Origin of the sequence: Caldicellulosiruptor bescii DSM 6725, assembly GCF_000022325.1 — a bacterium.
Lineage (GTDB): Bacteria > Bacillota > Thermoanaerobacteria > Caldicellulosiruptorales > Caldicellulosiruptoraceae > Caldicellulosiruptor > Caldicellulosiruptor bescii.
This window is the reverse complement of record NC_012034.1, coordinates 1,345,431-1,371,061: the sequence shown is the minus strand read 5'-3', so window position 1 is coordinate 1,371,061 and position 25,631 is coordinate 1,345,431. Positions and strand designations below refer to the sequence as shown.

General features: G+C 34.3%; 27 protein-coding genes. 4 read left to right on the top strand and 23 right to left on the bottom strand.

What is annotated here, in order from left to right:
• The first annotated feature begins 180 nt into the window (after positions 1-180).
• On the top strand, positions 181-411 hold the full coding sequence (locus ATHE_RS06400) for an HPr family phosphocarrier protein (RefSeq protein WP_013403334.1): 231 nt from the start codon (positions 181-183) through the stop codon (positions 409-411).
• 41 nt (positions 412-452) lie between these two features.
• Here ATHE_RS06400 and ATHE_RS06395 read toward each other — a convergent pair whose 3' ends face one another.
• Both ATHE_RS06395 and aroC read right to left on the bottom strand, forming a co-directional pair.
• Entirely contained in the window at positions 453-1,571 is a 1,119-nt protein-coding gene (locus ATHE_RS06395; protein WP_015907764.1) for a D-alanyl-D-alanine carboxypeptidase family protein, read from the bottom strand.
• A 60-nt stretch (positions 1,572-1,631) separates the two neighbouring features.
• Positions 1,632-2,783, bottom strand: coding sequence for a chorismate synthase (aroC, locus tag ATHE_RS06390; protein ID WP_015907763.1), 1,152 nt, complete (start codon positions 2,781-2,783; stop codon positions 1,632-1,634).
• Positions 2,784-2,885: 102 nt separating this feature from the next.
• Here aroC and ATHE_RS06385 point away from each other — a divergent pair, with 102 nt between their 5' ends.
• On the top strand, positions 2,886-3,401 hold the full coding sequence (locus tag ATHE_RS06385) for a hypothetical protein (protein ID WP_015907762.1): 516 nt from the start codon (positions 2,886-2,888) through the stop codon (positions 3,399-3,401).
• A gap of 9 nt (positions 3,402-3,410) precedes the next feature.
• Here the strand turns inward: ATHE_RS06385 and ATHE_RS06380 are convergent, their stop codons facing one another.
• The 21 genes from ATHE_RS06380 to ATHE_RS06280 form a co-directional block, all read right to left on the bottom strand.
• Positions 3,411-5,033, bottom strand: a complete 1,623-nt coding sequence (locus ATHE_RS06380) for an MBL fold metallo-hydrolase RNA specificity domain-containing protein (RefSeq protein ID WP_015907761.1) — start codon at positions 5,031-5,033, stop codon at positions 3,411-3,413.
• A gap of 15 nt (positions 5,034-5,048) precedes the next feature.
• Positions 5,049-6,119 (bottom strand): DUF3048 domain-containing protein, encoded by a 1,071-nt coding sequence (locus ATHE_RS06375; protein ID WP_015907760.1) that lies wholly within the window; start codon positions 6,117-6,119, stop codon positions 5,049-5,051.
• Positions 6,120-6,132: 13 nt separating this feature from the next.
• Complete coding sequence (locus tag ATHE_RS06370) at positions 6,133-6,831, bottom strand: diacylglycerol kinase (RefSeq protein WP_015907759.1); 699 nt, start codon at positions 6,829-6,831, stop codon at positions 6,133-6,135.
• Positions 6,828-7,304, bottom strand: a complete 477-nt coding sequence (gene ybeY / locus ATHE_RS06365) for an rRNA maturation RNase YbeY (protein WP_015907758.1) — start codon at positions 7,302-7,304, stop codon at positions 6,828-6,830. Before ybeY ends, ATHE_RS06370 begins: the two co-directional genes overlap by 4 nt.
• Positions 7,273-8,784, bottom strand: coding sequence for an HD family phosphohydrolase (locus ATHE_RS06360; RefSeq protein WP_015907757.1), 1,512 nt, complete (start codon positions 8,782-8,784; stop codon positions 7,273-7,275). The genes ybeY and ATHE_RS06360 overlap by 32 nt, the downstream gene beginning before the upstream one ends.
• A 3-nt stretch (positions 8,785-8,787) precedes the next feature.
• Positions 8,788-9,765: a PhoH family protein gene (locus tag ATHE_RS06355; RefSeq protein WP_015907756.1), complete on the bottom strand. Its 978-nt coding sequence runs from the start codon at positions 9,763-9,765 to the stop codon at positions 8,788-8,790.
• A gap of 22 nt (positions 9,766-9,787) precedes the next feature.
• A complete protein-coding gene (locus ATHE_RS06350) occupies positions 9,788-10,933 on the bottom strand; it encodes a sporulation protein YqfD (protein WP_015907755.1) in 1,146 nt (381 codons plus the stop codon).
• Between the two features lie 3 nt (positions 10,934-10,936).
• Positions 10,937-11,239, bottom strand: a complete 303-nt coding sequence (yqfC, locus tag ATHE_RS06345; RefSeq protein WP_015907754.1) for a sporulation protein YqfC — start codon at positions 11,237-11,239, stop codon at positions 10,937-10,939.
• Positions 11,240-11,382: 143 nt separating this feature from the next.
• Positions 11,383-11,829: a GatB/YqeY domain-containing protein gene (locus ATHE_RS06340; protein ID WP_041727137.1), complete on the bottom strand. Its 447-nt coding sequence runs from the start codon at positions 11,827-11,829 to the stop codon at positions 11,383-11,385.
• 19 nt (positions 11,830-11,848) lie between these two features.
• Positions 11,849-12,025, bottom strand: a complete 177-nt coding sequence (gene rpsU / locus ATHE_RS06335; protein WP_011917352.1) for a 30S ribosomal protein S21 — start codon at positions 12,023-12,025, stop codon at positions 11,849-11,851.
• Positions 12,026-12,123: 98 nt separating this feature from the next.
• Positions 12,124-12,543: an acyl-CoA thioesterase gene (locus ATHE_RS06330; protein WP_015907752.1), complete on the bottom strand. Its 420-nt coding sequence runs from the start codon at positions 12,541-12,543 to the stop codon at positions 12,124-12,126.
• Positions 12,544-12,567: 24 nt separating this feature from the next.
• On the bottom strand, positions 12,568-14,325 hold the full coding sequence (gene pyk / locus ATHE_RS06325; RefSeq protein WP_015907751.1) for a pyruvate kinase: 1,758 nt from the start codon (positions 14,323-14,325) through the stop codon (positions 12,568-12,570).
• 21 nt (positions 14,326-14,346) lie between these two features.
• Complete coding sequence (pfkA, locus tag ATHE_RS06320) at positions 14,347-15,315, bottom strand: 6-phosphofructokinase (RefSeq protein ID WP_013403349.1); 969 nt, start codon at positions 15,313-15,315, stop codon at positions 14,347-14,349.
• Positions 15,316-15,341: 26 nt separating this feature from the next.
• On the bottom strand, positions 15,342-15,533 hold the full coding sequence (locus tag ATHE_RS06315) for a hypothetical protein (RefSeq protein ID WP_015907750.1): 192 nt from the start codon (positions 15,531-15,533) through the stop codon (positions 15,342-15,344).
• Between the two features lie 19 nt (positions 15,534-15,552).
• Positions 15,553-15,801: a trp RNA-binding attenuation protein MtrB gene (gene mtrB, locus ATHE_RS06310; RefSeq protein ID WP_013403351.1), complete on the bottom strand. Its 249-nt coding sequence runs from the start codon at positions 15,799-15,801 to the stop codon at positions 15,553-15,555.
• A gap of 47 nt (positions 15,802-15,848) precedes the next feature.
• Positions 15,849-19,268 (bottom strand): DNA polymerase III subunit alpha, encoded by a 3,420-nt coding sequence (locus ATHE_RS06305; RefSeq protein ID WP_015907749.1) that lies wholly within the window; start codon positions 19,266-19,268, stop codon positions 15,849-15,851.
• Between the two features lie 31 nt (positions 19,269-19,299).
• Entirely contained in the window at positions 19,300-20,370 is a 1,071-nt protein-coding gene (locus ATHE_RS06300) for an HD-GYP domain-containing protein (protein ID WP_015907748.1), read from the bottom strand.
• Positions 20,351-20,935, bottom strand: coding sequence for a 5-formyltetrahydrofolate cyclo-ligase (locus ATHE_RS06295; protein WP_256861659.1), 585 nt, complete (start codon positions 20,933-20,935; stop codon positions 20,351-20,353). Before ATHE_RS06295 ends, ATHE_RS06300 begins: the two co-directional genes overlap by 20 nt.
• 120 nt (positions 20,936-21,055) lie before the next feature.
• On the bottom strand, positions 21,056-21,232 hold the full coding sequence (rpmF, locus tag ATHE_RS06290; protein ID WP_013403355.1) for a 50S ribosomal protein L32: 177 nt from the start codon (positions 21,230-21,232) through the stop codon (positions 21,056-21,058).
• A 6-nt stretch (positions 21,233-21,238) separates the two neighbouring features.
• On the bottom strand, positions 21,239-21,760 hold the full coding sequence (locus ATHE_RS06285; RefSeq protein ID WP_015907746.1) for a YceD family protein: 522 nt from the start codon (positions 21,758-21,760) through the stop codon (positions 21,239-21,241).
• Positions 21,761-21,825: 65 nt separating this feature from the next.
• Positions 21,826-22,485, bottom strand: coding sequence for a helix-hairpin-helix domain-containing protein (locus ATHE_RS06280; RefSeq protein WP_015907745.1), 660 nt, complete (start codon positions 22,483-22,485; stop codon positions 21,826-21,828).
• A 201-nt stretch (positions 22,486-22,686) separates the two neighbouring features.
• On the opposite strand from ATHE_RS06280, the gene ATHE_RS06275 reads away from it, so the two are divergent.
• Positions 22,687-24,126, top strand: coding sequence for an ISLre2-like element ISCbe4 family transposase (locus ATHE_RS06275; RefSeq protein WP_015906731.1), 1,440 nt, complete (start codon positions 22,687-22,689; stop codon positions 24,124-24,126).
• Positions 24,127-24,254: 128 nt separating this feature from the next.
• Positions 24,255-25,610 carry a D-alanyl-D-alanine carboxypeptidase family protein gene (locus ATHE_RS06270; protein ID WP_015907744.1) on the top strand — a complete coding sequence of 452 codons (1,356 nt, stop codon included), beginning with the start codon at positions 24,255-24,257 and terminating at the stop codon, positions 25,608-25,610.
• Positions 25,611-25,631 lie beyond the last annotated feature (21 nt).

Here is a 25,631-nt window from a genome sequence, read left to right as displayed (position 1 = left end):
TTAAGTTATATTATAATATTTAGCAGCCAATTAGTGAAGAGCTAAAAATATATCTTTAATTGTTATTTTTCTATGAAAAAAGGGTATAGAAAATGTGTAAGGAGTTAATTGATTTAAAGCTCATAAACATGATATGATAAATAATGAGTATTATTTTTGTTGTGAAGGGAGGAATTTAAAATGAAAACAGTAACAGTAAAGCTGAACACAATTGATGCTGTCAAGAACTTTGTCAACATTGTTAGCAAGTACCCATTTGATATTGACCTTACATCAGGAAGGTATGTTGTTGACGCAAAATCTATCATGGGTATATTTAGTTTGGACCTTAGCAAACCAATTAAGGTAGAAATTCATTCAGACAACTGCGATGAACTGCTCAAAGAGCTTGAACCGTTTATGGAAAAATAAGAAAAAATAAATTTAGCGTGGATTTTTCGTCCACGCTAAATTTATTTAATTCTATTTTCAAATAATTTTTCTTTTATTCTGTCCCATAAAGACTTTCTTGGACATTCTTGTAATGCAACAAGTGGGAGGCTCTGTTTTTCATTTTTAAGATACACATTCAACCTACCAATCACCTTGTTTTTTTCAATAGGCGCTTCTGCTACCTGCAAAATTACATCTAATTTTGGCAAACAACTTGATTCCACTACCCAATAACATTTATATGTTGTTCCAACTTTTACCCAATCACTTTTTCCGTTTTTAACTTTTACATAACCCATTTCATCAGGTAGTAGTTTTACCACTTTAAAGTTGTTATAACAATAGTTGAGAATCTTTTGCGTATCATTCCACATATCCGGAGCATTCAAAACCACACATATGACTCTAAAATCATCTCTGCAAACAGAAGTGACAAGACACCTACCCGCCTTTTTTGTAAATCCAGTTTTTACACCATCAGCACCAGGATATAATCTTAACATCTTGTTTTTGTTTCTTAGAATTCTATTGTAAGGTCTTGTAGTCCATGGTACTTCTATATCTTTGGTTTTTACTATCTGTCGAAATATTGGATTTCTCATAGCGTATGCGGTAAGTTTTGCAAGGTCGTGAGCTGTTGTATAATGCTGACCTTGTTCCAAGCCATGTGGAGATGAAAATACAGTATTTGAAAGGCCAAGATCTTTTGCTTTCTTGTTCATAAGTTTAACGAATCTTTTTACATCACCAGCTGTTGCTATTGCCAAGGCGACAGCAGCATCATTCCCAGAAGAAAGCATAAGTCCATATAAAAGGTCTATTATTTTCAGTTTTTCTCCTTTTTCGAGGTACATAGATGACCCTGGAACTCCCACAGCCTGTGGCGGAATTTCAATTTCTTTATTTACATCACAGTTTTCTAACACCAGGATTGCTGTCATTATTTTGGTTGTGCTTGCCATTGGAAGTTTTAAATCCTTGTTTTTTTCAAAGAGAATCTTCCCTGTTACCCATTCAATAGCTATTGCAGATTTAGAGCTCAGTTGTGGTAAATTCTTTTTTTCATTTGCATAGCATATCTTACCAAATGCTGTAGTTATTATTAATGCAAATATAAGAACAAATACCCTTGCTTTCATTACAAATAAACACCCCCACATCTAATTAGTATGCCCATGGATGTGAGGGTATATGTATTTTTATCCTTTATTATAAATTCTTTTGAAAGTTTCTAACATAGTCTTAGCAGAATCTCCTCCTAACCTTTCTATTAAAGCATTTGCCAGAACATACGCAATTGCCGCTCTCATGACAATACTTCCTGCCGGCACAGCACATATGTCAGACCTTTCTACTGCTGCCTCAGCAGGTTGAAATGTTCTTATATCTACACTTTTGAGGGGCTTATATAGAGTTGGAATTGGCTTGAAAGCAGCCCGAACAACAATATCCATGCCGTTTGAAATTCCGCCTTCTATACCACCTGCATTGTTTGTCTTTCGATAAAAACCTTTCTTATCATCATAATAAATTTCATCATGAACTTCAGAACCAAACCGCCTTGCCGCTTCAAATCCCATACCAATTTCAACACCTTTTACAGACTGAATACTCATTACAGAGTGAGCAATCTGGGCGTCAAGTTTTCTGTCCCAGTGAACATGGCTACCAATACCATATGGAACATTTTTGCAAATTACCTCAGCAATCCCCCCCACGCTATCACCTATTTGTTTTGCTATATCAATCTCCTCTTTCATCTTCATTTCAGCTTCCTTGTCAATACAAAACAGATCTGAAGAAGATAAAGCCTGTTCAAAAAGTTCTGTGTCATCAAATGAATACGATTTTGTAAGCCGTACCCTACCAATCTCAACAACGTGGTTGTAAAGTTTAATGCCAAACATTTTCAAAAGTTCTTCACAAACAGCTCCAACTGCTACTCTTATAGCAGTTTCTCTTGCACTGGCTCTTTCCAATACATTTCTTGCATCATCAAACTCATATTTTAAACAACCAGCCAAATCTGCATGACCAGGCCGTGGAACTGTCACTTTTTTGGTATCTACATCACACTGCGTTGCATCCATAAAACTTCTCCAGTTTTCGTAATCCCTATTTTCAATCATCAATGTAATAGGGGCTCCTGTGGTAAAAGAGTTTCTGACTCCTGATAAAATTTTTACTCTGTCCTTTTCTATTTCCATTCGCTTCCCTCTTCCATAACCCCTTTGACGTAGTTGTAAAAGATGGTTTATATTTTCTATATCTATTTTTACATGTGCAGGAAATCCTTCTATTATGGCTATCAAAGCTTTTCCATGTGTTTCACCAGCATCTAAAAATCTCATTGTTTCACCTCAGTTTCTTTTGTTTTTTGTATCAAACAAATTACCCTTCTTAAATATAATGATAATATACTAAGCATTATCGTTTTTGAGTAGGTAGAAAAGATGAAAAGAAGACTTGTTCGCATACTTTTTACATTATTAGCAGTTTATATTATCTTAAGCATATTTATCATTAAAAATTCGGATAAACATATATACGTGTACCACGAGCCTTCCAATTTATCCATCCGCTATGGAGAATCACAATATTCAGTGATAGTACAGAATATAAAAGTAAGTCTTGAAAAAGTGACAAAAGAAAAATTTTATATCACATACTCTCAGATTACCAGAAATCAGAGTTACTTTGGTTTAACACTTATCATAGAGAACTTAGAAAAAAAGAAGATTAATAAGACTGCCTTTGAATATATTTACATTGAAGATACAACCACAAAACAAAAATACTATCCAATTCCTTATTTTGAGATAGAAAATTTTCCTCAAGACCAACCTCTGTTGTATAAAGCAAAATTCTACGCTAAATTTCAGCCCTTGCCACATGATACTCATACAATAAATATCTACTTTAAATTTGCAGGTAAACTGTTTACTCTTAAAAACGTTGATATAAGATAAACTTTCTCTTTAGTAATCGTTCAACGCAAGGCTGAGAAGGTACCTCAGCTCTTCTAAATTTGAATTGAGGGCAAATAACCTTTCTGGAGAAATAGCAGAGTTTTTTATACCTTCTTTTAGTCTATCCAGTTCATATTCAATATCCTCAATCTGAGCAAGTACTGAAAGATTGATAAATGAAGGAAGTTCTGAGAACAACCTTTCACTTTGTGCAACGTACTCAGGTGCAATTTCATACATCTCGCCACGCGCAGGCACAATGACATCAGTGTTAAACCTGTTTTGGAGCTCCTTAGCAAATTCGAGCTGAACTTCCTTCTCGCCATGGACCACAAAAATCTTCTTTGGTTTTTGATTCATCTGTTCAATCCACGAAAAAAGCCCACTTTTATCTGCATGACCAGAATATGCCTCGATATACTCTATCTTTGCTCTTACTTCTACCTCTTCACCAAATATCTTTACCTTCTTCTGTCCATCCAAAAGCCTTCTTCCCAGCGTGTTTGGTGCCTGATAACCGACAAAGAGCACAGTGTTTTTCTCATTCCATAAATTATGTTTAAGATGATGCTTTATTCTTCCTGCCTCACACATCCCACTTGAAGAAATTATTATACAACTTTTGTCATACTCATTTAACCATTTTGACTCATCCACAGATTTTATAAACCTCAAATTAGGTGGCTCAAGAGGATATATACCATTTTTTATAAACATAGCTGCCTCTGTATCAAAATAATCTATATGTTTTTTGTAAATGGCAGTTGCAGAAGTTGCAAGTGGGCTGTCAACAAAAATCTCTACATTTCTTATAATTTTAGCCTCTTCAGAATCAGTGCTAATTTCTTTTGCAATCTCATATAATATTTCCTGTGTTCTCCCAACTGCAAAAGATGGAATTATAACCTTTCCACCATTTGAAATAGTTGTACTAATTATATTTATAAGTTTTTTAGATTTGTTTTCAACGTCTACATGAAGCCTATTGCCGTAAGTACTTTCAATGAACAGATAATCGCAATCATCTATTATTGTAGGGTCTTTCAAAATAGGAACATTTCTGTTCCCTAAATCACCAGAAAAAACAAGTTTGTACTCCTTACCATTTTCTTTTATATAAAGCTCAACTATAGCTGAACCAAGCATGTGTCCTGCATCTTTAAAAACAAAACTCAAATTTTTGTCTATTTGAATTTTCTGCCCATATTTCACGCCTCTGAAATGTTTTAAAACATTTTCTGCATCTTCTAAGGTATAAAGCGGCACCAGTAGCTCTTTTCCTTCTCTTTTCCTTTTTCTATTCTTCCATTCTATCTCGCTCTCCTGAATATGAGCGCTGTCTGGCAACATAATACTACACAGGTCCATTGTCGCATCTGTTGTATAAATTACTCCTCTAAAGCCATCCTTGTAGAGTTTTGGAATTCTTCCACTATGGTCAATATGGGCGTGAGAAAGAATGACAAATTCAATTTCTGACGGATTAAAAGGAAATGCTTCATAGTTGAGCAGTTCTTCAGTCAAACCACCTTGAAACATACCACAATCTACCAGAAATTTTTTGCCTTCAAGATCAAAAAGGTAGCATGAACCTGTCACACTTTGAGCTCCACCTATGAAAGTTATCTTCAAATTTTCTCTCTCCTCTCATTCAAACTTAACCTTACCATACTGCGGGACAATCTCAAACCATGTGTTCCCTTTTAAAAGCTTAATCTCTTGCCCATTTTCATCTTTTAATATAAATGAATTTTTCATATTAAATTCATAACTTATTGGAATAGTTTTTCCCATTTGCAGAACATACCCTTTTCCTTTTGAAAAATCCACTTCCTGTCTACCTTTGTCATCGTTTTTTATTGTGTCATAGTGAGCAAAAATTATTACTAAGTTTTTTGCAGTCAGTACAGCACCTGTCTCTTTGTTGAGATGAGGTTTTTCTTTTATAAACCTTTTGTAAACTTTTTTCTGTTCATCATATTCATATCTTACATAATACCATCCTGAAAAAGTAATTTTTATTTTGGTGTTTTCTGAATTCCATTTATTCACTACTTCATCTGTTAAAGGATATGTTTTGTAAGTTTTCTGCATTTTGTAACCCTTTTTATCAAAAAAAGCTGAAAGCTTCTCCATAGAAGAATAGAGATTATGCGGTGCTTTTCTATCTGAGGTCCTGAAGAAAATTCCGCCACCTGTGTAAATAGCATCAATATGAGGTATAAAATTCTGTTTGAAAAGCCTGTAAGCTTGTGGGCTACCACCACAGTGTACAAAGTAAGCATTAAGTGACTTTGCTATCTGCATAAAATACGGTCTTGCACTTCTTATAGGACCTACTTTTTTAGGATATGTATGGTGATATATTGCCATAATTCGTGTTGCTCCACCCTCAATCAAAGCTTCATAAAGGTACTCAGCCTGATCTAACGAAGATTGAGGGATTGCTCCTGGTTCGTTATTAATCATAACTGCGATTACTTGATGTTCATCTTTTTGGTAAATGGCCTCTCCGGTAAATTTGCAAAGATAGTCAAATTGTTCAGTTTGAGCATTTTTCTCCTTTTCTTTTTTGTTTACTTGCAAAGCTTTATCTGCTTTTGAGATATTAACTTTTTGAGTATTTTTCTTACCACACGCTGATAAAGAAAAAAGTAGTATTCCTACTATTATAAGTGTTAGAATCTTTTTTAAACAAGGTCTTTTCTGGCATTTCATAAAGGTCCCTCTTTCACTTTATTTTGAATATCAAAAGCGTTACAAGGATTCCAATAAGTGCACCTACAATTGTTTCCCAAACTGTGTGAATCTTTGCTTCTATCCTGCTCTCAAGTACCAATAAAGCCATAAAAACAGCAAGTGACACTATAATGAGGTTGTTTGTGAGCATTAAAATAGCAGTTGCCGCAGCAAAAGCTAAAGCAGTATGACCACTTGGCATTCCACCTTGCATGAATTTTGTTCTGTTTGTAACAGCTTTTACAACTATTATCACCATTGCTACAATTATAAGGGATAAAAACACTACATGAAAAGAAATACCTCTTATATGTTTAAGTGTTAATTCTATTGGTAGCTTTATTTTATCATAAAAAAGAAAATACCCTATGGTTAATGACATCAAGGCAGACACCAAAACAGCTCCTGCTGCTACGTCTTTTGCAATTTTTGCTTTCGGTTCAAACTCTTTTGCTATGAGGTCTATAGTATTTTCTATTGCAGTGTTTATAAGTTCTGTTGCAATAACTAAACCAATACAAATTAGTACTAATACTGTTTCGATCTTATTAAGTTTAAAGACAATAGTTAAAAAGAGAATTGTAAAAGCTATTATAAAGTGAATCTTCATATTTCTTTGAGTCTTAAAAGCAATTATTATTCCATTTATTGCATTGTCAAAACTCTCCAGCAAGGTTCTTCTTTTGTTCATCTTGTCAACCCCATGCTCTGTAAAATTTGCTCTTCATACTCCCTCATTACTTTTCTATCATCCTCTTCTATGTGGTCAAAACCCAAAAGATGTAAAACAGAATGCACAGTTAAATATGCAATTTCTCTTTCCAATGAATGCCCAAATTCTTTCGCCTGCTGTGCTGCCTTTTCGATTGAAATTACAATGTCACCAAGAGGAATTTCATCTTCCATAATCACTATATCTTCTAAAAGCTTCCCATTTTTAAATTCGAATATAGGAAAAGATAGTACATCTGTTTCTTTATTGACATTTCTATAATTTCTATTGAGTTCCTTTATGAAGCTGTTATCAACTATGAGTACACTTATTTCAAAGTTCTCTTCTTCCAAGAAAACCTTAATGGTATTTACAATCGACTCTTCAATTATCTTTGAAATGTGTTGGTCAATATCAACTTTATCTTGCTGATTTTGAATGAATATTTTCACTTCTTACCATCACCTCATCTGATTTGTTTGAAGAATCTTCAAATATATTATAACTAACCCTCTTGTGAAAAACACCAGTCAAAACCTTGATAAAATTTTCCAATATAATTTCAAGTTCTTTAAATGTCAAATCGCTGTTATTTAGCTGCCCATCAAGAAGTTTTTCTTGAATTACATTTCTTATAGTAGCTTCAATCATCTGAGGCGTCGGAGAAGAAAGAGCCCTGACAGCTGCTTCAACAGAGTCAGCCAACATAACAATTGCAGCTTCTTTGCTCTGTGGAATTGGTCCATCATACCTAAACTTTTCCTCACTCACTTGCTGATTTTGACTTAGCGCTTTTCCATAAAAAAATGCCACCTTAGTAGTACCATGGTGCTGTTTTATAATGTCAAGAACCTGTCTTGGCAGCCTATATTCCTTCCCAATCTCCACACCATCTTTTGTATGTGAGATTATTATAAGAGCTGAAAGAGTAGGAGTTATCCTGTTGTGAGGGTCTTCTTCAATAATCTGATTTTCCTTAAAATAAAAAGGTCTTTTTAGCTTTCCTATGTCGTGATAATAAGCGCCTATGCGGGCAAGAAGATAATTTCCACCAACTGCTTCACATGCAATCTCGGCTAAATTCCCTACTATTAAACTGTGATGATAAGTACCTGGAGCTTCAAGTAAAAGTCTTTTAAGTAATGGATGGTTGGGATTAGAAAGTTCCATAAGTCTAATCGGGGTGGTAAAATCAAATAAGTACTCCCACACAGGCAAAGTTCCATACGCAATAATAAACGAAAGTGCCGTACCAATAAAAGAGTTTGCTGAAGTGGTCAACACCTCAGCTTCATTCATTTTAAATACTAATTCAGTTGACAAAACAAAAAGTGAGGATATTAAACTGGCCAAAAATCCGTGGGATATAAATTGAAGCCTATTGTTAATACTGTGTGATACAATTGCACACAAACTTCCTGTCACAAAAAGATGAAGAGCAAAACTAAGGTTATTCATTCCCACAATTAGCAGGGTTACAATTGAAAGTATTACATTAAAAATTATCGAAACTCTTACATCAATCAAAAGCGAAATCAAAATAACTCCTACAAAAGCCGGCACAGCATATGTTGGTATGGGAAGAAGAAACTTTATTAAAAGAAGATTTAGAGCTATAATGGCACTTGTTGCTGCCATATCCCTGCAGTTGTCTATAAATTTTCTTTCAAAAAGATATAAATACACTCCCATTATGAGAGAAAGTATCAAAATTAATAAAATTGCAGCTGATAAATCACCGTCTATTCTAAATTTAGAATATTTTATTTCAGGATTAAAAAACCGAAAAATTTTATTCCAAATTATAGGTGTTTCTTTTCTTTTAGACAGTGCTATCAATAGCGACGAGGTCCCAAAAAAAGAGAAAAAAAGAATAAATCGATAATAATAAATCCTTTTTCTCTCATGCCATCGTTCAAAAATTTTTAACATGGTCTATGCTCTTTGTTTCTCCTTTCGTTTTTCTTCATACCTATTGTAAGCATTAATAATCTTTTGAACAAGTTGATGACGAACAACGTCTTGATAAGTCAAAAAAACAAATTCTATTCCTTCAATATCCCTAAGTATCTTCGTTACCTGAACAAGTCCAGACTCAATCCCACTTGGTAAGTCAATCTGAGTAATATCACCAGTCACCACTGCCTTTGAGCCAAAACCAAGTCTTGTCAAAAACATCTTCATTTGCTCTGAAGTAGTGTTTTGTGCCTCATCTAAAATTATAAAAGCATCATCTAAGGTCCTTCCACGCATGTATGCAAGCGGTGCAACCTCAATTACTCCTCTTTCCATATACCGTTGGTAGGTTTCTGTGCCAATTAAGTCATGAAGTGCATCATAAATTGGTCGCAAGTATGGGTCTACTTTTGTTTGCAAATCTCCAGGTAAAAATCCTAATTTTTCACCTGCTTCAACAGCCGGTCTTGTAAGAATAATTTTGCTTACCTCTTTCTTTTTGAGGTAATGAACAGCCATTGCCATAGCCAAGTAAGTCTTACCTGTACCTGCAGGTCCAATGCCAAATACAATTGTATTGTTCATAATTGCATTTATATATCGTTTTTGGCCAAGAGTTTTAGGTTTTACCTGTTTGCCTCTGTGAGTTATAAAGATAACATCATTTTCTAAACTTCTTATTTCTTCATCTTCTAAAGTCTCTACTATATAACGTATAGTATGTTCATCAATATCTAATTTTTTCTTCTCCATGTCATGTAATATTTTTATCGTTTTTTCTGCTTTACTTATATTTTCTGGATTATTGCCTATGATTTTTATACCATTGTCTCTAAACACAATATTTACATTCAAAAGCTCTTCTAAAGTCTTAACTTTAGAATCAAACTCACCAAATATATTCCAAAGTTCTTGGGTGTCTTCAATGCTTAAAGTTGAAATGAGTCTTTCTTCCAAATATTTCTAACCTCCTAAGATTTTATTTTTTAACGCCAATCTCTTCTAAACATTCATAATTTCTTTGGCATTCAATTTTCCTTATCTCACCTTTTTGCTTTATCACTTTTATATATGTGCGAACTGACAAAACATTTAATATCTTCTTATTTTTTGTAAGTGACATAAACTTTTGGTCACATTCTCTTTTAACCTTTTCCTTTATTTGATCAAACGTAGGCACAAATCTTTTTAGCTTGTATCTTTTGACTTCATACACTCCCACCCAAATAGCCAAAGGTGAAAGTTTATACTCTTTTATTTTAATTTTATCACAATTCTCGTTTTTAGTAACTATATTTTTAAGTTTGATTTCATAATTACCAACTTTTATGTATGGTACTGTTGCTTTTGAAATATATTCTTTTTGATATAAAGGAATAGTAAAATCTGCAGGGACGGTGTAAAATGTGATTCCTTCAATTTGGGCATTTGCATCTTCAAAATACTCAATTCCATCCTTGGAGAACACTTTATTATCTACAAGAAGCTGCCCATATACTACAGTATCACCTTCTTTGACAAGTAAATTCCCAGATTTTAAGATTATTCTTTTAATAATTCCGCTACTTGCTGCAAATATCCGTCCTTTCTTGTTTTCTATTTCTGCCATTTCTCTTTTTACATACTCTACAAACAGACGAACACCTTCTTTTTTTACATTTACCCACATTAAATCACCTAACTCAGTAAGAAGTTTTCTTTCAAGTATTTTTTCGTCAATTTTATTTTTCAGTATAAATGGCTTTATATTGTACTGGTAAAGTTTTTCTTTTATTTTTTCATTTAACAACATATCTGCAGAACCATGGTTTAAAATAGCTATGTCAAAAATAAACTGATTAAAAACTATTAAAATAAAAATACATACTCCAACTGTAATTACTTTCCATAACGTTAGCTCCTTTAAATAAAAATACATTCCATTTTTCTCTAAAATGCTTATTTTGCACTTTGTTTTTTTTGCTATCTTTATTACTTTTTTAAAAATTTTGGTTGATATACCTATAATTATGGTATTATTCTGTTTAGAATACAGTTTAAGTAAAATCTTATTGAAAATAAGCATATTTAAAAATTTGTTTAAATTCTCTCCTTCTACTTTTAAAACAAGTCTTCCACTGCACATCTTTCAATCACTTCTCCCTTGTTCGGGATCAAAAAAATATTTTACATATTTTATTCTTCCGCTTATAATAATTGTTTCGCTGTCCATTCTTTCAATTACAAGTTTATCTCCTTCAATTGCAAGAGGAGATATATTTGTGTTTATTTTAACAAAAGTGTCTTCATAACAAATGAGTCCTTTATGGTTCTCAATAATAATTTCTTGGTCACCAATTAAAGTAATTCTTGGCTGGTCTGTTATAACTTCTTGGGGAAACTGAGATAACAAAGCAAACTGCTTTAAATTTTTCTTTGATATCTTCGGCATAAATGCCCTATTTAAAAATTAAGGTTCACCTCTATTTTATTTTCCCTCAAATTTTTTTATAACTTATCCAAAATAAAAAAGTGACCTTCTGCTTTTGCATCAAGAAGGCCACTTTTTATCTTTCAATCTTTCAATTATTTTATTTATTGTTGTAAATATTTTTTAACAATCTCACTTACAACTTTTCCATCTGCTCTGCCACTTACCTTTTTCATAACCTCTTGCATTACTTTGCCCATATCTTTTATTCCATTAGGTTTTATAATTTCTATAGTTTCCTTTACAAGCTGCTCTATTTCTTCTTCGCTGAGCATGGGTGGAAGATAAGAAGTCAAAATTTCAATCTCTCTATTCAACTCATCAATCAAATCCTGTCTGCCACTTTTTATATATTCAGGTAAACTATCTTTTCTCTTCTTAATTTCCTTAGCAATGACACTCAGAACTCCACTATCGTCAAGAACCACCTTGTTGTCCTTTTCAAACTGCAATATTGCAGCTCTCACCATACCAACAACATTTTTTCTAACAACATCCTTTTCTTTCATAGCAGTTTTATAATCTTCAAGGAGCTTATCTTTGAGACTCAACAAAAACGCCTCCTACTCCTTATCTGCGCTTTCTCCTACGTGCAGCTTCTGATTTTTTCTTTCTTCTAACGCTTGGGCTTTCATAGTGCTCTCTTTTTCTGAGTTCAGCTAAAACCCCAGCTTCTGCACATTTCTTTTTAAATCTTCTGAGGGCACTATCGAGTGATTCATTCTCACCCACTCTTACTTCTGACATCAATTTCCCTCCCCTCAAACCAGGCTCAAAAACACTACCTCAGGATTATGGTATTATTATAACTCACTTAATTAAGATATGTCAAACAGTTTTAAATATTACAATTTGTCTTCAAACCACAGCTTTTCAAAATTCAAAAACAAATCCCTGTTTTTTTTCTGCAGATTTATTGGTTTAAAATTTTTATCAACAAAGGCATGTTCAGTAAAACCTGTTGCACACAAAACTCCATCCTTTTTGACTTGATAGTAAAATTTTATTCTTGTAGGTGTTAAATTATTAACCTTTGCACTCACCGTTATCTTATCTTCGTAAAAGCAAGCTCTCTTAAAATCGCAAGAACAGCTTATAAGTGGCAGGTACACTCCCAGCTCATTTTCAATCTGCGAATAGCATATACCAACCTTTTTTATAAGTTCTGTACGAGCTGCTTCGAACCACACAAAATAATTTGAGTGATGCACAATACCCATTCTATCTGTTTCTGCATACCTAACTACTAATTCTATTTCTATCATTATTCGTTACCCCTATATAAACTTTTATTCTTCTATCTTCTGCTCTCCACTAAATACTATTCCTTTTTGAGTATCAATTGTAACTACAATCCCTGTTTTTAATATCTCCAATGCATTTTTAGCATCTGTTATTACAGGGATATCAAGTGCAGCACCTACAATTACTGCATGAGAGTTCTGTCCACCCTCTTCTGTGATAATTCCCGAAGCCCTTTTCATATAAGGTATAAACTCATTATTTGTCTGGCTTGTAACTATTATATCTCCATCTTCAAAATTCTGCTTAAGTTCATTAATGCTTTTAACAACGCATACCCTGCTTGTTACCTTTCCGCTTCCCCAACCTCGCCCTTCAACCAAAACATGTCCAACGACATGAACTTTAAGTATATTTGTTGTTCCACTCACGCCAACAGGAACTCCAGCAGTAATGACGACTAAATCTCCGTTTTTTACAATCTTGGATTTTACAGCTATCTCAACAGCATGGTCAAATATATCATCGGTCGAACTTTTGTATTCTGCCAAAAATGGATACACACCCCATGACAGATTCAGCTGTCTCCTAACCTTCTCACAAGGTGTGGTTGCAATAATCGGACAAGCAGGTCTGAATTTTGAAACCATTCTTGCAGTGTTACCTGACTTTGTTACAGTTATAATAGCTTTTGCACCAAGGTCATGTGCAGTTGTACAAGTTGCGTGCGAAATAGCATTTGTCACATTAACTGGCATATCAAATACCTGAGATTGAAATCTCTTGATATAATCAATCTGATTTTCCACTCTTTCGGCAATCTTTGCCATTGTAGCAACACTTTCAACAGGATATTTGCCCATTGCCGTTTCGCCAGAGAGCATTATTGCAGAAGTTCCATCAAATATGGCATTGGCAATATCGCTAACCTCTGCCCTGGTAGGTCTTGGATTTCGTATCATAGATTCAAGCATCTGTGTTGCTGTTATGACAGGCTTTCCTGCTTTGTAGCATTTTTCAATGAGCATTTTTTGAACAAGGGGGACTTCCTCAAAAGGAAGTTCCACCCCTAAATCTCCTCTTGCAACCATAATTCCATCTGCAACTCTTATTATTTCGTCGCAGTTTGCAACACCTTCTTGAGTTTCTATCTTGGCAATTATTAAAATGTCCTTTCCACCATTTTTGTTCAGAAACTCTCTAATTTCAACAACGTCACTTGCCTTTCTTATAAATGAAGCTGCAATAAAATCTACATCATTTTCTATCCCAAACAGAATATCCTCTTTATCCTTCTGGGTAAGTGCAGGAAGCCTAATGGGTATACCCGGTACGTTTACCCCTTTCTGGTTGGTTAAGACTCCTCCATTTTTTACCTTGCAGATTATATTCTTTTCTGTCTTGTCCTCAACAATAAGCTCAATAAGTCCATCATCTATCAGGATTTTATCACCTGGTTTTACATCCTCAACAAGTTCTTTATAAGTGATACTAACAATCTCTTCATTTCCCAAGATTTCTTCCACAGTCAGAACAAATTTCTGACCTTCTTTCAATTCTACTTTGCCATCTTTAAAAAAACCTATTCTTATCTCTGGTCCTTTTGTGTCAAGCAAAATGGGAATAGGCTTGTCAAATTCTTCTCTTATTTTTTTTACCATGTCAATCTTTTTCTTATGCTCTTCATGAGTACCATGAGAAAAATTTAACCTCACAACATCCATCCCATTTTCAACAAGTTTTCTTATTATCTCCTCTGAGTCGGTCGCTGGACCTAATGTACAAATTATTTTTGTTTTTCTCAAACTTAAACCCTCCATAAAAAGTTATAAAGAAAGGATAGTAGCTAAATTGTACATGTATTCATCAATTGTCTTTTGCATAGAAAGTGCTTCGTCAATATCATAATCAACAATCTTTCCATCCTTCATTGCAATTATCCTGTTCTGCTTCCCTTCCTTGATAACCTCAACAGCTTTTGCCCCCATCAAACTTGCAACAACTCTGTCATACGCAGTAGGCGAGCCACCTCTCTGAATATACCCAAGGATGGTCGCTCTTGTCTCTATTCCAGTCGCTTCTTCAATCTCCTTTGCAAGCTCTGTTGCTCCACCAATTCCCTCAGCCAATATGATCAAGTTGTGAAGCTTTCCTTTGTTTTTTCCATCAATTATTCTTCTTATTATCTCATCCTTGTCAAGACCTTTTTCGGGAATTACGATCGACTCAGCACCGCCTGCAATGCCACTATAAAGAGCAATATATCCCGCATGACGTCCCATTACCTCAAGAATACTAACTCTTTCATGAGAGGTTGCTGTGTCTCTTATCTTGTTAATTGCATCCTGGACAGTATTCAATGCTGTATCAAAACCAATAGTGTAGTCTGTACATGCGATATCATTGTCGATAGTTCCGGGAATTCCAACAACGTTGATGCCAAATTTACTTAAGTCTCTTGCCCCTCTGAAAGACCCGTCTCCGCCAATTACAACAAGAGCATCTATTTTAAAGATTTTACACATTGAAGCAGCTTTTTTGAGTCCATTTTCTGTCATAAACTCAGGAGACCTTGCAGTCAAAAGGATTGTTCCACCACGTTGGATTATATCTGAAACAGACCTTAAGTTCATCTCAAAAATATCGCCTTCAATAAGACCATTATAACCTCGTCTTATACCCATTACTCTAAATCCATAGTATATACCAGTTCTCACAACAGCGCGAATAGCAGCATTCATTCCTGGTGCATCGCCACCACTTGTCAAAACACCAATAGTTCTCACTTCTGGCATATATTCTGTTCCCCTTTCTTTTTAGTTTAAAATCCTTTTTCAATTATTATGTTGTGTGCTTCATTGAGCTCTGTTTCTGGCACTATTATCTCAAAATAACCTTCTTTCCCTTCTTGAGAAATAGATTTAACCTTTGCAAGAATCCCTACCTTCTCAAGCTCCTCTTTGATTTTGTTAGCAATCTCACTATTTGAGGTTATATAAACAACTTCCCACATAAAAACACCTTCTACACCATCATTTATTCTGGGACTCTGAAACAATAAGCCCAAACTTTGTATAGATCTCAGCCCTACCTCTTACCTTAATTGCCGACGTAACTTCAGTAAACTGAGCAAGTAAAACTTCACCACTGTCAAGTTTCTCTGTGTGATGAAGTTTTGTGTCCTTGCCTCTTGTAAGCCCTATGACATTTACTCCGTTTTCAAGTGCTTTGACCACTATATAGTCACCATTTTTGTATTCGTATACATTTTCATTTTCCATATTTCATCTCACCTCTTTTCAAATATTATAACAAAACGGTCTAAAAATCAAGAATCTATATCTTCTATCCAAACATTTTCATCGCCAAACCACTCTTTGAGCTGTTCAATCACAGTAGGATTTATTTCTATACATAAGTTTGACTTGGAAATTAGCCTTTTTTGATTATAATAAAGAACTATTTTTGACTTTCCTGAAAAGAACTTTATAAATGCTAAGAACTTTTTTGACTTTAATATTGTATCATCACTTACCCTTATTGCGATTGCTTTTTCACCGCTTCCCTGACCTTCCTGATGCTTCTCACCCAACCTGTCTACTTTTTGAGCAATAACTTTTACTCCTTCATCCTCTCTGAATGTTGCCTTTGCCTCCATTATCACAACCATATCTTCCTTTATCAAATGAGAATACTTCTCATAAACGTTAGGAAAAAATAACACCTCAACAGAGTCTGTCAAATCCTCTAATTTTGCAAATGCCATTGTCAGGTTGTTCTTTGTAAGTTTTACTTTTACTTCTTTTAATATTCCACACACAAGTATTTGTTCAAATTTGTATTCATCTTCTTCAGACATAGCAGATATCTCAGAGAGAGGAGTTATATTATATTTTGAAATTTCCTCTGTATACTTTTCAAGCGGATGACTGCTTATATATACTCCAATTGTATCCTTTTCCATTTTCATGAGTTCCTGGGCAGTTGGTTGAGGCATATTTTTGTATACAAAACTTTCATTTTCGTTACCGGATATCTCAAAAAAACTAAACTGATTTGCATTCTTCTTTTTAGTTTGTTTTATAGCAAGAATATCCTCTACTGAAGCTAAAAGCGAATTTCTATTTAAACCTGTAAAGTCAAATGCACCCGAACGTATCAAATTTTCAATAATCCTTTTGTTTACAGTATTTGTATCAACCCTCATTATAAAGTCATATAAATCCTTAAATTCTCCTTTTTTCTCTCTCTCTTTTAAGATGTGGGCAATGACATTTTCTCCCAAGCTTTTTATAGCTCTTAGTCCAAACCTTATACTATTTCCTTCAATTGTAAAGTCATAACTACTTTTGTTTATATCAGGTGGCAAAATAGATATTCCAAATTTTCTGCACTCTTCAATATACATTCCAACCTTCTCATTCGAGTTCATAACACTTGTAATTAAGCTTGCCATAAACTCGATGGTATAATACTTTTTCAAATATGCTGTCTGATATGCTAATATAGCATATGCGGCAGCATGTGATTTGTTAAATGCATAACTTGCAAAATCTTCTATAATGGCAAAAATCTTTTCAGCTGTTTCTTTATCTATTCCATTTGCCATAGCTCCTTCAATGAATCTGTCCTTTTCTTCCATCAGTATATCGGCTTTTTTCTTTGCCATTGCTCTTCTCACAAGGTCAGCTCTTCCAAGCGAATATCCAGCAAGTGTTCTGAAAATTTGCATAACTTGTTCTTGATACACAATACATCCATAGGTGACATTCAAAATTGGCTCAAGGCTGGGATGGAGATATTCAATTTTTTCTCTGTTATTCTTGTTTTGGATATAAACTGGAATCTGGTCCATGGGGCCAGGTCTAAATAGGGAAATTCCTGCAATAATATCCTCTAAGTTTTCAGGTTTGAGTTCTTTCATAAACTGTTTCATGCCACTGCTTTCAAGCTGGAACACACCGTTTGTGTTTCCTTCTGATATAAATTCATAAACATTTTTGTCATTATAGTCTATCCTGTCTAAATCAATCTCTATGCCTCTATTTTTCTTCACAAGCTCCAACGTATTTTGAATTACAGTAAGTGTCCTTAACCCAAGAAAATCCATCTTCAAAAGTCCAAGTTCTTCCAACGTTGTCATTGGAAACTGAGTAACAATAGCATCATCTGTCCTTGCCAACGGCACTAAATCTGTAATTGGACAACTTGAAATCACAACACCGGCAGCATGAACAGACGCATGTCTTGGCATACCTTCAAGATTTCTTGCTGTATCAATTATTCTTCTCACTGTATCATTTTGTTCATAAATCTTTTTAAGGTCATGGTTTATCTCAAGTGCCTTGTCAATGGTCATCCCTGGAGAAAACGGAATCATCTTTGCAATTTCGTCCACCTGAGAATATGGAACTCCCAGAACCCGTCCAACATCTCTGATTGAAGCCCTTGCTGCCATTGTTCCAAAGGTTATTATCTGACTCACTCTATCCTCTCCATATTTGCGAGTGACATAGTCAATCACTTCCTGTCTTCTTTGATAACAAAAGTCGATGTCTATGTCAGGCATAGATACTCTTTCTGGATTTAGAAATCTCTCAAAAAGAAGGTCATACTTTATTGGGTCAACATTCGTAATACCCAGACAATATGCCACAATACTTCCCGCTGCAGAACCTCTACCAGGACCTACCATTATGTTGTTTTGTTTAGCATAGTTTATAAAGTCCTGAACTATTAAAAAATATTCGACAAATCCCATATCTTTTATCACTTGAAGTTCCATCATAAGCCTGTCATATGCAGCTTTGTCGTCATTTTTATATCTCTTTTTGAATCCTTCTAAAGCCAACTCTTTAAGGTATTCAAATGCGTCACTTTTGCCTTCTGGCAGTTGAAATTTCGGAAGGTTAATCTTACCAAACTCAAACTCAACATTACATTTTTCAGCAATCTCCAACGTGTTTTTCAGTGCTTCCGGAATGTAACCAAAAAGCTGTTGCATCTCTTCGGGTGACTTGAGATAAAATTCATCAGTTGGAAACTCCATGCGATTAGAGTCACTTATAGTTTTTCCTGTTTGAATGCAAAGCAAAATATCATGAAGGTTTCTATCTTCTCTCCTCAAATAATGAACATCATTTGTTGCCACAAGCGGAATTTGATATTTTTTTGATAGCCTCATAAGTTCATTATTTACAAATCTTTGCTCATCAATGTAATGATATTGAAGTTCAAAGTAAAAGTTTTCTCCAAACACCTCTTTATAAAAATTAATTGCATCATACAGTTTTTCCTTTTGCTCTCTCAAAATCAGTTTAGGAATCTCCCCTGCAAGACAACTTGTAAGAGCTATAAGTCCTTTTGAATATTTGCTCAAGACTTCTCTGTCAACCCTTGGTTTATAGTAAAATCCTTCAACAAATCCAATTGAAACTATCTTGGAAAGATTTCTGTAGCCATCATTGTCCATAGCAAGAAGGACAAGATGGTGGATATCATTGTCGATATTTGGTTCTTTATCAAAGCGAGTCCGTGGAGCTAAATATACCTCACATCCAATTATAGGCTTGATACCATTTTCCTTGGCAGTTTTGTAAAAATCTATAACACCATACATTGCTCCATGATCAGTTATTCCCACAGCGTTCATATTTAAATCTTTTACTCTTTCAAAAAGCCTATCAATCCTACAAGCTCCGTCCAACAAACTATACTCAGTATGAAGGTGAAGATGAACAAAACTCATTTCTCTTTTGCACCTTTCTTCTTTCCTGGTTTCATATCTCTAAATCATCTAACACATCAACAATATAATAGTGGAAATTCAAAGCCAAATCTATATCCTTGCGAAATGCAAGCCTTTTACCTTCACTATCATAAAAAATTCTAACAATTGGCCTTGATGGAAACTTGGGGTTATTGTGAACAACTATTCCTTTTTCTCGAGTATTGAGTACAACCGGTGTACCAATTTGAAAAAGAGAAATAAATGTGACAAACTTGGAAACGATATAACTATCAAAATGTGTTGAACATGAATTTAGCAAATATTCAATTGCCATGTGAGGTTTTAATCGCTTTCTAAACTCTCTGTCACTAACTAAAGCGTCAAACACATCTGCCACAGCTACAATTTTAGCCATTTGCGGGATTTCATCTCTGGTTTTGCCAAAAGGATAACCACTGCCATCCAATCTCTCGTGATGAAAAAGTGCAATCTCTGCAACATTTTGGTCAAATTTGTACTCAGAGCTTAAGATATCATATCCAACAATTGTGTGCATCTTTATCATCTCATATTCCTTTTCCTGAAGAGGTCCTCTCTTACTTAAAATATTTCTGGGAATTTTTATTTTACCAATATCGTGAAGTAAAGTGCCCATACCAAGTACCATGAGTTTATCAAAATCATATCCCAGCTTTATCCCAATCAGAATTGAGAGCACTGTTGTGTTGAGTGAATGAAAAAGTGTGTAGTTCCCAACTGTACGTATATCACACAGGTTTAAGATAACCTCTTTTTGGTTCAAAAGAGAAGAAATTATTTTGCTAACAAGCTCCTTTATTTCAGGAGTAATCTCTTGCGTATTTATATATTTTGACGTAAAAACACCATTTACAATCTCAAATGCTTTTTCTTTTATCTCTTTGGTTATAACATCCTCTATGTAAATCTCGGTATTGTCATCTACAATGTAAATGTCATAAACTCCAAATTCTTTTAACCTTTTTATAACACTATTTGTGAGTTTCTGACCACTTGCAATTAAAACTTTGCCATCCTCACTGTATATGTCCCGTGCAAGCACCATACCCTCTTTTGCATTTTTAAGTAGTATCCTTCTCATCACATTCTCCCCTATATGCATTTTTTTGCAACAAGACAAGCCTGTCAGTCACAATTACATCAAGCTTTACGTCGTGCTCATTTGCTTTGATTCTTTTTACCTTTTGAAAATGGTATGCAATCCCAACCTTCACACAATGTTGGGCTACCTTTTTCAAAAACCTATCATAGTAACCTTTGCCAAACCCCACCCTGTTTAAATCTTTGTCAAACGCAACAATAGGTACTATACAGACATCTATTTGTGATGGAGGTATCTGCTGCTTGCTTGACGGCTCCAAGATACCAAGCTTATTTCTGTGAAGCTTATTCTCTCTTTTATACTCACACGCCACCATTTCTGCACTATTTACAATCTTAGGCATACAGACCTTTTTATTTTTTTTGATAAGATATTCAATAATTCTTTTGGTATCAACTTCATATGGAAGGCTCATGTAAATGAAGACGGTTTGAAACTCAAGGGTTGAAAGAAGTTTTTTTAGGTTTCTGTATACCAATATATCAAGATATAACTTTCTCCTTGGTTCAACTAATTTTCGCCTGATTCCGATAACCTTTCTTATTTTTCGTTTGACCAGTTTTTATCACCCTTTTCTATTAATTTATCATTTTTTCATTACAATTAAAATACCTTTTATGTACCCAAAGCAAAATAGCCCTGAAAATAAATCAGGGCTATTTTGTTAGTCTTGGTTTACAACTTTTCTATTTCTATAATACCCACAATTTGGACATACCCTGTGAGGAAGTTTCATCTCATGACACTGTGGACACTCTGTAAGATTTGGAATTTCCAATTTCCAATTTGCTCTGTGTTTGTGTGTTCTTTGTTTTGACCATCTTCTTTTTGGTTGTGCCATTTCATTTTACACCTCCTTTTTCTCATCTGTCTCAAGCTCATTAATAAGTGTTTTTAAAATACTCAATCTTGGGTCAATATCATCTTTTTCACATGAACATGAACTCACATTTAGGTTTGTCCCGCACACAGGACAAAGCCCTTTGCAGTCTTCCTTACACAGGTACTTCATCGGCAGATACAGAACAATTGTTGCAATTATACTATCATCAAATTCAATGACATCATCTTCAAACTTAATTACCTCATCATCTGTAGTGTCTTCTCTATTTGAGTACTCTTCATAAAAAGGAACGTCAACTTCAACATAAGCATCATCTGTGCATCTGTAACATATAGTTTTTAGTTTTGTTTTAACATTGCCACTGACCTCAATTAAATTTCCCTTCTTTGTAGCAACTCCGTAAAAATAGATAGGTTCTACAAAAAATAAAATATCACCTCTAAATTCAAGCTTTTCCCAAGATTCACAAAATTCAAACTCTTCAGAGTCACCATTTGTTTTTAACTTTGATACATCTAATCTCATCTTTACAGTCACCTCGTATCATAACGGTTGTATTATAAACTTTTATTTGAGTTTTGTCAATTAATTTATTGCACTGTGATAGAATCCTTAATACTCTCGAATATCTTCTCCCCAATACCGTTTACGTTTTTTATCTCTTCAATACTTTTAAATGGTCCATGCTTTTGTCTATATTCTATTATCCTTTCAGCAAGTTTATCACCAATTCTATTAAGAGTTTTCAACTCTTCTTTGGTAGCAGTATTTATGTTAATTTTTCTTTCATCTTCAGAAATAGTTTCTTGTTTTGTTCCACCCGTTGAAGAAGACAAACTACTTTGCGACTGCACTTCGCCTATCTTTGGAATATAAATCTTTTGCCCATCAGAAATTTTCTCAGCAAGATTAATTGAATTCAGGTCACTTCCAGGTAGAGCTCCACCCGCCAAAACCAAGGCATCGTTTATTCTGCTGCCTGGTAAAAGCTCATAAACTCCTGGATTTTTTACGTTTCCGCACACATAAACAATGCATTTTTGCTGAAAATCTTGAATATTTGTCTCAGCTGTTTCTTTACCTTCATTGTTCGCAATGTCATTGTCGCCTTCTTGCGACTCAATGGTAACCACTTCCCCAGTGCTTTTGTCCGAAAGACCATTGTGCGTAAAATACTGGTATACATTGAGCATAAGAAGTACACCAATAATCACAATCATAACCTTTTCTCTTTTTGTAAATACAGGCATCTTATTTCACCTTCTTTTTTTTTGGTTATGGTATTTGATAAATAAATAAAAAGTTTTGCCAGAAGCTTAGTGTAAAATATTTATAGGACATTGGATGGAAAAAAGCTCCCTCCTCTTGGTAGAAGAGAAAAAATGAAGTAGAATATAATGATGAAAAAATAAAAAAAGAAAAAGGAAAAACAAACCAAAGGAGGGAGCAAAATGACTGAAAATATTGTATCAAAAATAGAAGAACTTTTAAAGACTTTTGAGGAAGGATTAGAGAAGATAGTGAAAAGGGAGAAGGATTTAGCGGAATATTCAATTGAACTTAAGAAGCAGTTAGACCTGATAGGCAAGGAGATGATAAAGGAAGCATGTGAACTTATAGATGAATCATTGAAAGAAAACGAAGAGAGGAAGAAGAGGTATGAAGTTGTGAGGAGAGACAAGAGGGGTTTAAAGACAATATTTGGTGATATTGAATATGAGAGAACATATTACAAAGATAAGGAAGGCAAAGGATATGTTTATTTAGTTGATATAGTTTTAGGGATAGAGAGATATCAAAGGATAGACAATGCGGTAAAGGGAGCGATAATAGAGAGAGTAGTAGACATGTCATATGAGAAGGCAGCAAAGGAAGTATTAGGGGAGGATAGGATTAGTAGACAAAGTGTAATGAATATTTTGAAAGGGATAGATAGTAAAGAATTAGATGAAATCCAGCATAGCAAGAGTGTAAAAGGAGAGAAGAAAGTTGTAAAAGAGCTTTATATCGAGGCGGATGAAGACCATATTTCATTACAGAATGGGAAGAAAGAGATAGCGAAGCTTGCTTACATAAATACGGGATATAAGGAAGAGAAGGGCGTTGTTATTAGGAAGGAATTAAAGGATTTGCATTATTTTAGCAGTGTAAAAGAGGATGCAGATGATTTTTGGGCAAAAGTGGGTAAGTATATTGAAGAGAATTTTGAAGTTGAGAAGATAGAAAACATATATCTTTTAGGAGATGGAGCTAATTGGATAAAGAAGGGATTAGAGTGGATAGATGGAGCGGAATTTGTATTAGATAAGTTTCACTTAACGAAGGAGATAATGAAAATAGCAGGAGGGGATAGAAAATTATTTAATGAGATTTTGAAAGCATTAAGAGAGAAGGATAGAGAGGGATTTGAGGCATTAGTAAAAGAAAAGATGGAGGAGGTAAAAGAAGATGAGTTAGCTAAGAGGAGGATAAAGAAGGGAAGGAGATACATACTTTCGCACTGGGATAATATAGTATTAGAAGCAGCGAATGTTAATATAAAGGGATGTAGTGCAGAAGGGCATGTAAGTCATGTATTAGCAGAGAGGATGAGTTCAAGACCAAGAGGATGGAGCGAAGATATAGCGGAGACCATGGTAAAGTTATTGAGTTTAAAATATAATGGTTTTGAACTTATGAATGTATATTTAGAGAAGATAAAAGCCAAGAAGTCAGAAAGGCAAGAAGTTAAAGAAATAGCAAAAGGAATTATAAAGAACGGGAAAAGAGTACGAAAAGGTACGGAAAAGTGGAATAATATACCAGTTATAGCAAATGGTAAAGTTAACCAGTTACGAAGAGCATTAAAGTCTTTGATTAGTTGTAGCTTCTATAATGCAGGTATATTCTGATAAAAATTTTTTCCTACAAACTCTTGACACTATCGCCAGAAGTCCAGCAATTGACATAAAAGCTGGTCATAATATATACTTATTTTATCACATGCACACAAATCTTTTGAAGGCGGTGACAGTATTTAATGTCTCAGTTTCTAAAAAAGGTAGCCTTATATCTAATTATTTCAGCTCTTTTTTTTGCAATACTTTTTACATACCCCTTGTATACATACTCACAGCAAGAGTCCACAGACAAACTTGGCTTGAGCGCAAAGTCAGCCATTTTGGTTGAAGCACATACGGGGCAGATTTTATTTGAAAAAAATTCTAATTTAACATGTTTTCCTGCAAGTACTACCAAGGTTCTCACAGCACTTGTTGCTATATCATATGAACATAATCTTAACAAGATATTTAAAGTTTCTTCAAAAGCAACAATGATTGAACCAGGAAGTAGCAGTTATTATTTGAATCCAGGTGAGACTATATCTTTCCAGGACCTTCTTTACGCAATGCTTTTGATATCTGCAAACGATGCAGCTAATGTGATTGCTGAAAATATATCAGGTAATATCCCCGCATTTGTTGAGAAAATGAACCAGTATGCAAAAAGTATTGGTGCCGAAAATTCTCATTTTGTAAATCCTAACGGACTTCACTCTCCTCAGCATTATACAACTGCTTATGATTTGAGCCTTATTGCAAGACAGGCTTATCAAAATGAAATTTTGAGAAAGATATTTTCTACAGTTGAATATAGAATAACCACTGCTTCAATGCATAAAAAACCTGAGTGGCAGATAATTTATAATATAAATAAGCTTTTGCGAAAAAACTCTAAATATTATTACCCATATGCAACAGGAATAAAAACAGGTTATACAGCCCAGGCAAAAAGATGCTTAATTGCCTCCGCTAAAAAAGACAACATAGAACTTATTGCTGTTATTCTCTCTTCTGAAGATGCTTTTTCAGACGCAATTAAGCTGTTTAATTATGGCTTTAACAATTTTAAAAGAGTGAAACTTTTTTCAGAACATCAAATTGTCGGAAAGGTATTAATAGACAAAACAAACCACAAATGGCTGGATGGATATCTCAAAACCCCTGTTTATGTTCTTCAAAATGTTTATTCACCAGCAGAATCTGATTTAACATACACTATAGACTTTTTAAAGGACCTAAAACTGCCAATATACAAGGACACAGTAATCGGAAATGTGTATGTGTACAGCAGGGGATACCTCATCAGTTCCATTCCTGTTCTTTCATATGAAAGCTACGAAATGCAAACTTCAAAAAAAATTTTACAAAACGTAAAAAAGGATTTGATAAAGGGTACTAAGCTTGTTATAGAAATCTTGGCAGTAGTTGTTTTATGTGCGTTTCTATTTACAGTAATAACTATAATCAGGTTTAAGCGAAAAAAAATGAAACTAAAACTCAGGTCAACAAAAACAATAGATTTTACAACACTGCAAAAAAGAAAATTAAAATAAAGAGGGCACATCTCAAAATGC

What these genes read in the sequence shown, in the direction of transcription:
- ATHE_RS06360 (WP_015907757.1), bottom strand. Translation starts at nt 8,784, where the DNA reads ATGTTAAAAATTTTTGAACGATGGCATGAGAGAAAAAGGATTTATTAT.
- pfkA (WP_013403349.1), bottom strand. Translation starts at nt 15,315, where the DNA reads ATGCCAGAAGTGAGAACTATTGGTGTTTTGACAAGTGGTGGCGATGCA.
- ATHE_RS06300 (WP_015907748.1), bottom strand. Translation starts at nt 20,370, where the DNA reads ATGAGAAGGATACTACTTAAAAATGCAAAAGAGGGTATGGTGCTTGCA.
- aroC (WP_015907763.1), bottom strand. Translation starts at nt 2,783, where the DNA reads ATGAGATTTTTAGATGCTGGTGAAACACATGGAAAAGCTTTGATAGCC.
- ATHE_RS06375 (WP_015907760.1), bottom strand. Translation starts at nt 6,119, where the DNA reads ATGAAATGCCAGAAAAGACCTTGTTTAAAAAAGATTCTAACACTTATA.
- ATHE_RS06370 (WP_015907759.1), bottom strand. Translation starts at nt 6,831, where the DNA reads ATGAACAAAAGAAGAACCTTGCTGGAGAGTTTTGACAATGCAATAAAT.
- ATHE_RS06385 (WP_015907762.1), top strand. Translation starts at nt 2,886, where the DNA reads ATGAAAAGAAGACTTGTTCGCATACTTTTTACATTATTAGCAGTTTAT.
- ATHE_RS06285 (WP_015907746.1), bottom strand. Translation starts at nt 21,760, where the DNA reads ATGAGATTAGATGTATCAAAGTTAAAAACAAATGGTGACTCTGAAGAG.
- rpmF (WP_013403355.1), bottom strand. Translation starts at nt 21,232, where the DNA reads ATGGCACAACCAAAAAGAAGATGGTCAAAACAAAGAACACACAAACAC.
- ATHE_RS06315 (WP_015907750.1), bottom strand. Translation starts at nt 15,533, where the DNA reads ATGTGGGAAGTTGTTTATATAACCTCAAATAGTGAGATTGCTAACAAA.
- yqfC (WP_015907754.1), bottom strand. Translation starts at nt 11,239, where the DNA reads ATGCCGAAGATATCAAAGAAAAATTTAAAGCAGTTTGCTTTGTTATCT.
- ATHE_RS06280 (WP_015907745.1), bottom strand. Translation starts at nt 22,485, where the DNA reads ATGCCTGTATTTACAAAAAGAGAAAAGGTTATGATTGTGATTATTGGT.
- ATHE_RS06350 (WP_015907755.1), bottom strand. Translation starts at nt 10,933, where the DNA reads ATGTGCAGTGGAAGACTTGTTTTAAAAGTAGAAGGAGAGAATTTAAAC.
- mtrB (WP_013403351.1), bottom strand. Translation starts at nt 15,801, where the DNA reads ATGGAAAATGAAAATGTATACGAATACAAAAATGGTGACTATATAGTG.
- ATHE_RS06330 (WP_015907752.1), bottom strand. Translation starts at nt 12,543, where the DNA reads ATGATAGAAATAGAATTAGTAGTTAGGTATGCAGAAACAGATAGAATG.
- ATHE_RS06270 (WP_015907744.1), top strand. Translation starts at nt 24,255, where the DNA reads ATGTCTCAGTTTCTAAAAAAGGTAGCCTTATATCTAATTATTTCAGCT.
- ATHE_RS06395 (WP_015907764.1), bottom strand. Translation starts at nt 1,571, where the DNA reads ATGAAAGCAAGGGTATTTGTTCTTATATTTGCATTAATAATAACTACA.
- ATHE_RS06400 (WP_013403334.1), top strand. Translation starts at nt 181, where the DNA reads ATGAAAACAGTAACAGTAAAGCTGAACACAATTGATGCTGTCAAGAAC.
- ATHE_RS06275 (WP_015906731.1), top strand. Translation starts at nt 22,687, where the DNA reads ATGACTGAAAATATTGTATCAAAAATAGAAGAACTTTTAAAGACTTTT.
- rpsU (WP_011917352.1), bottom strand. Translation starts at nt 12,025, where the DNA reads ATGTCAGAAGTAAGAGTGGGTGAGAATGAATCACTCGATAGTGCCCTC.
- ATHE_RS06305 (WP_015907749.1), bottom strand. Translation starts at nt 19,268, where the DNA reads ATGAGTTTTGTTCATCTTCACCTTCATACTGAGTATAGTTTGTTGGAC.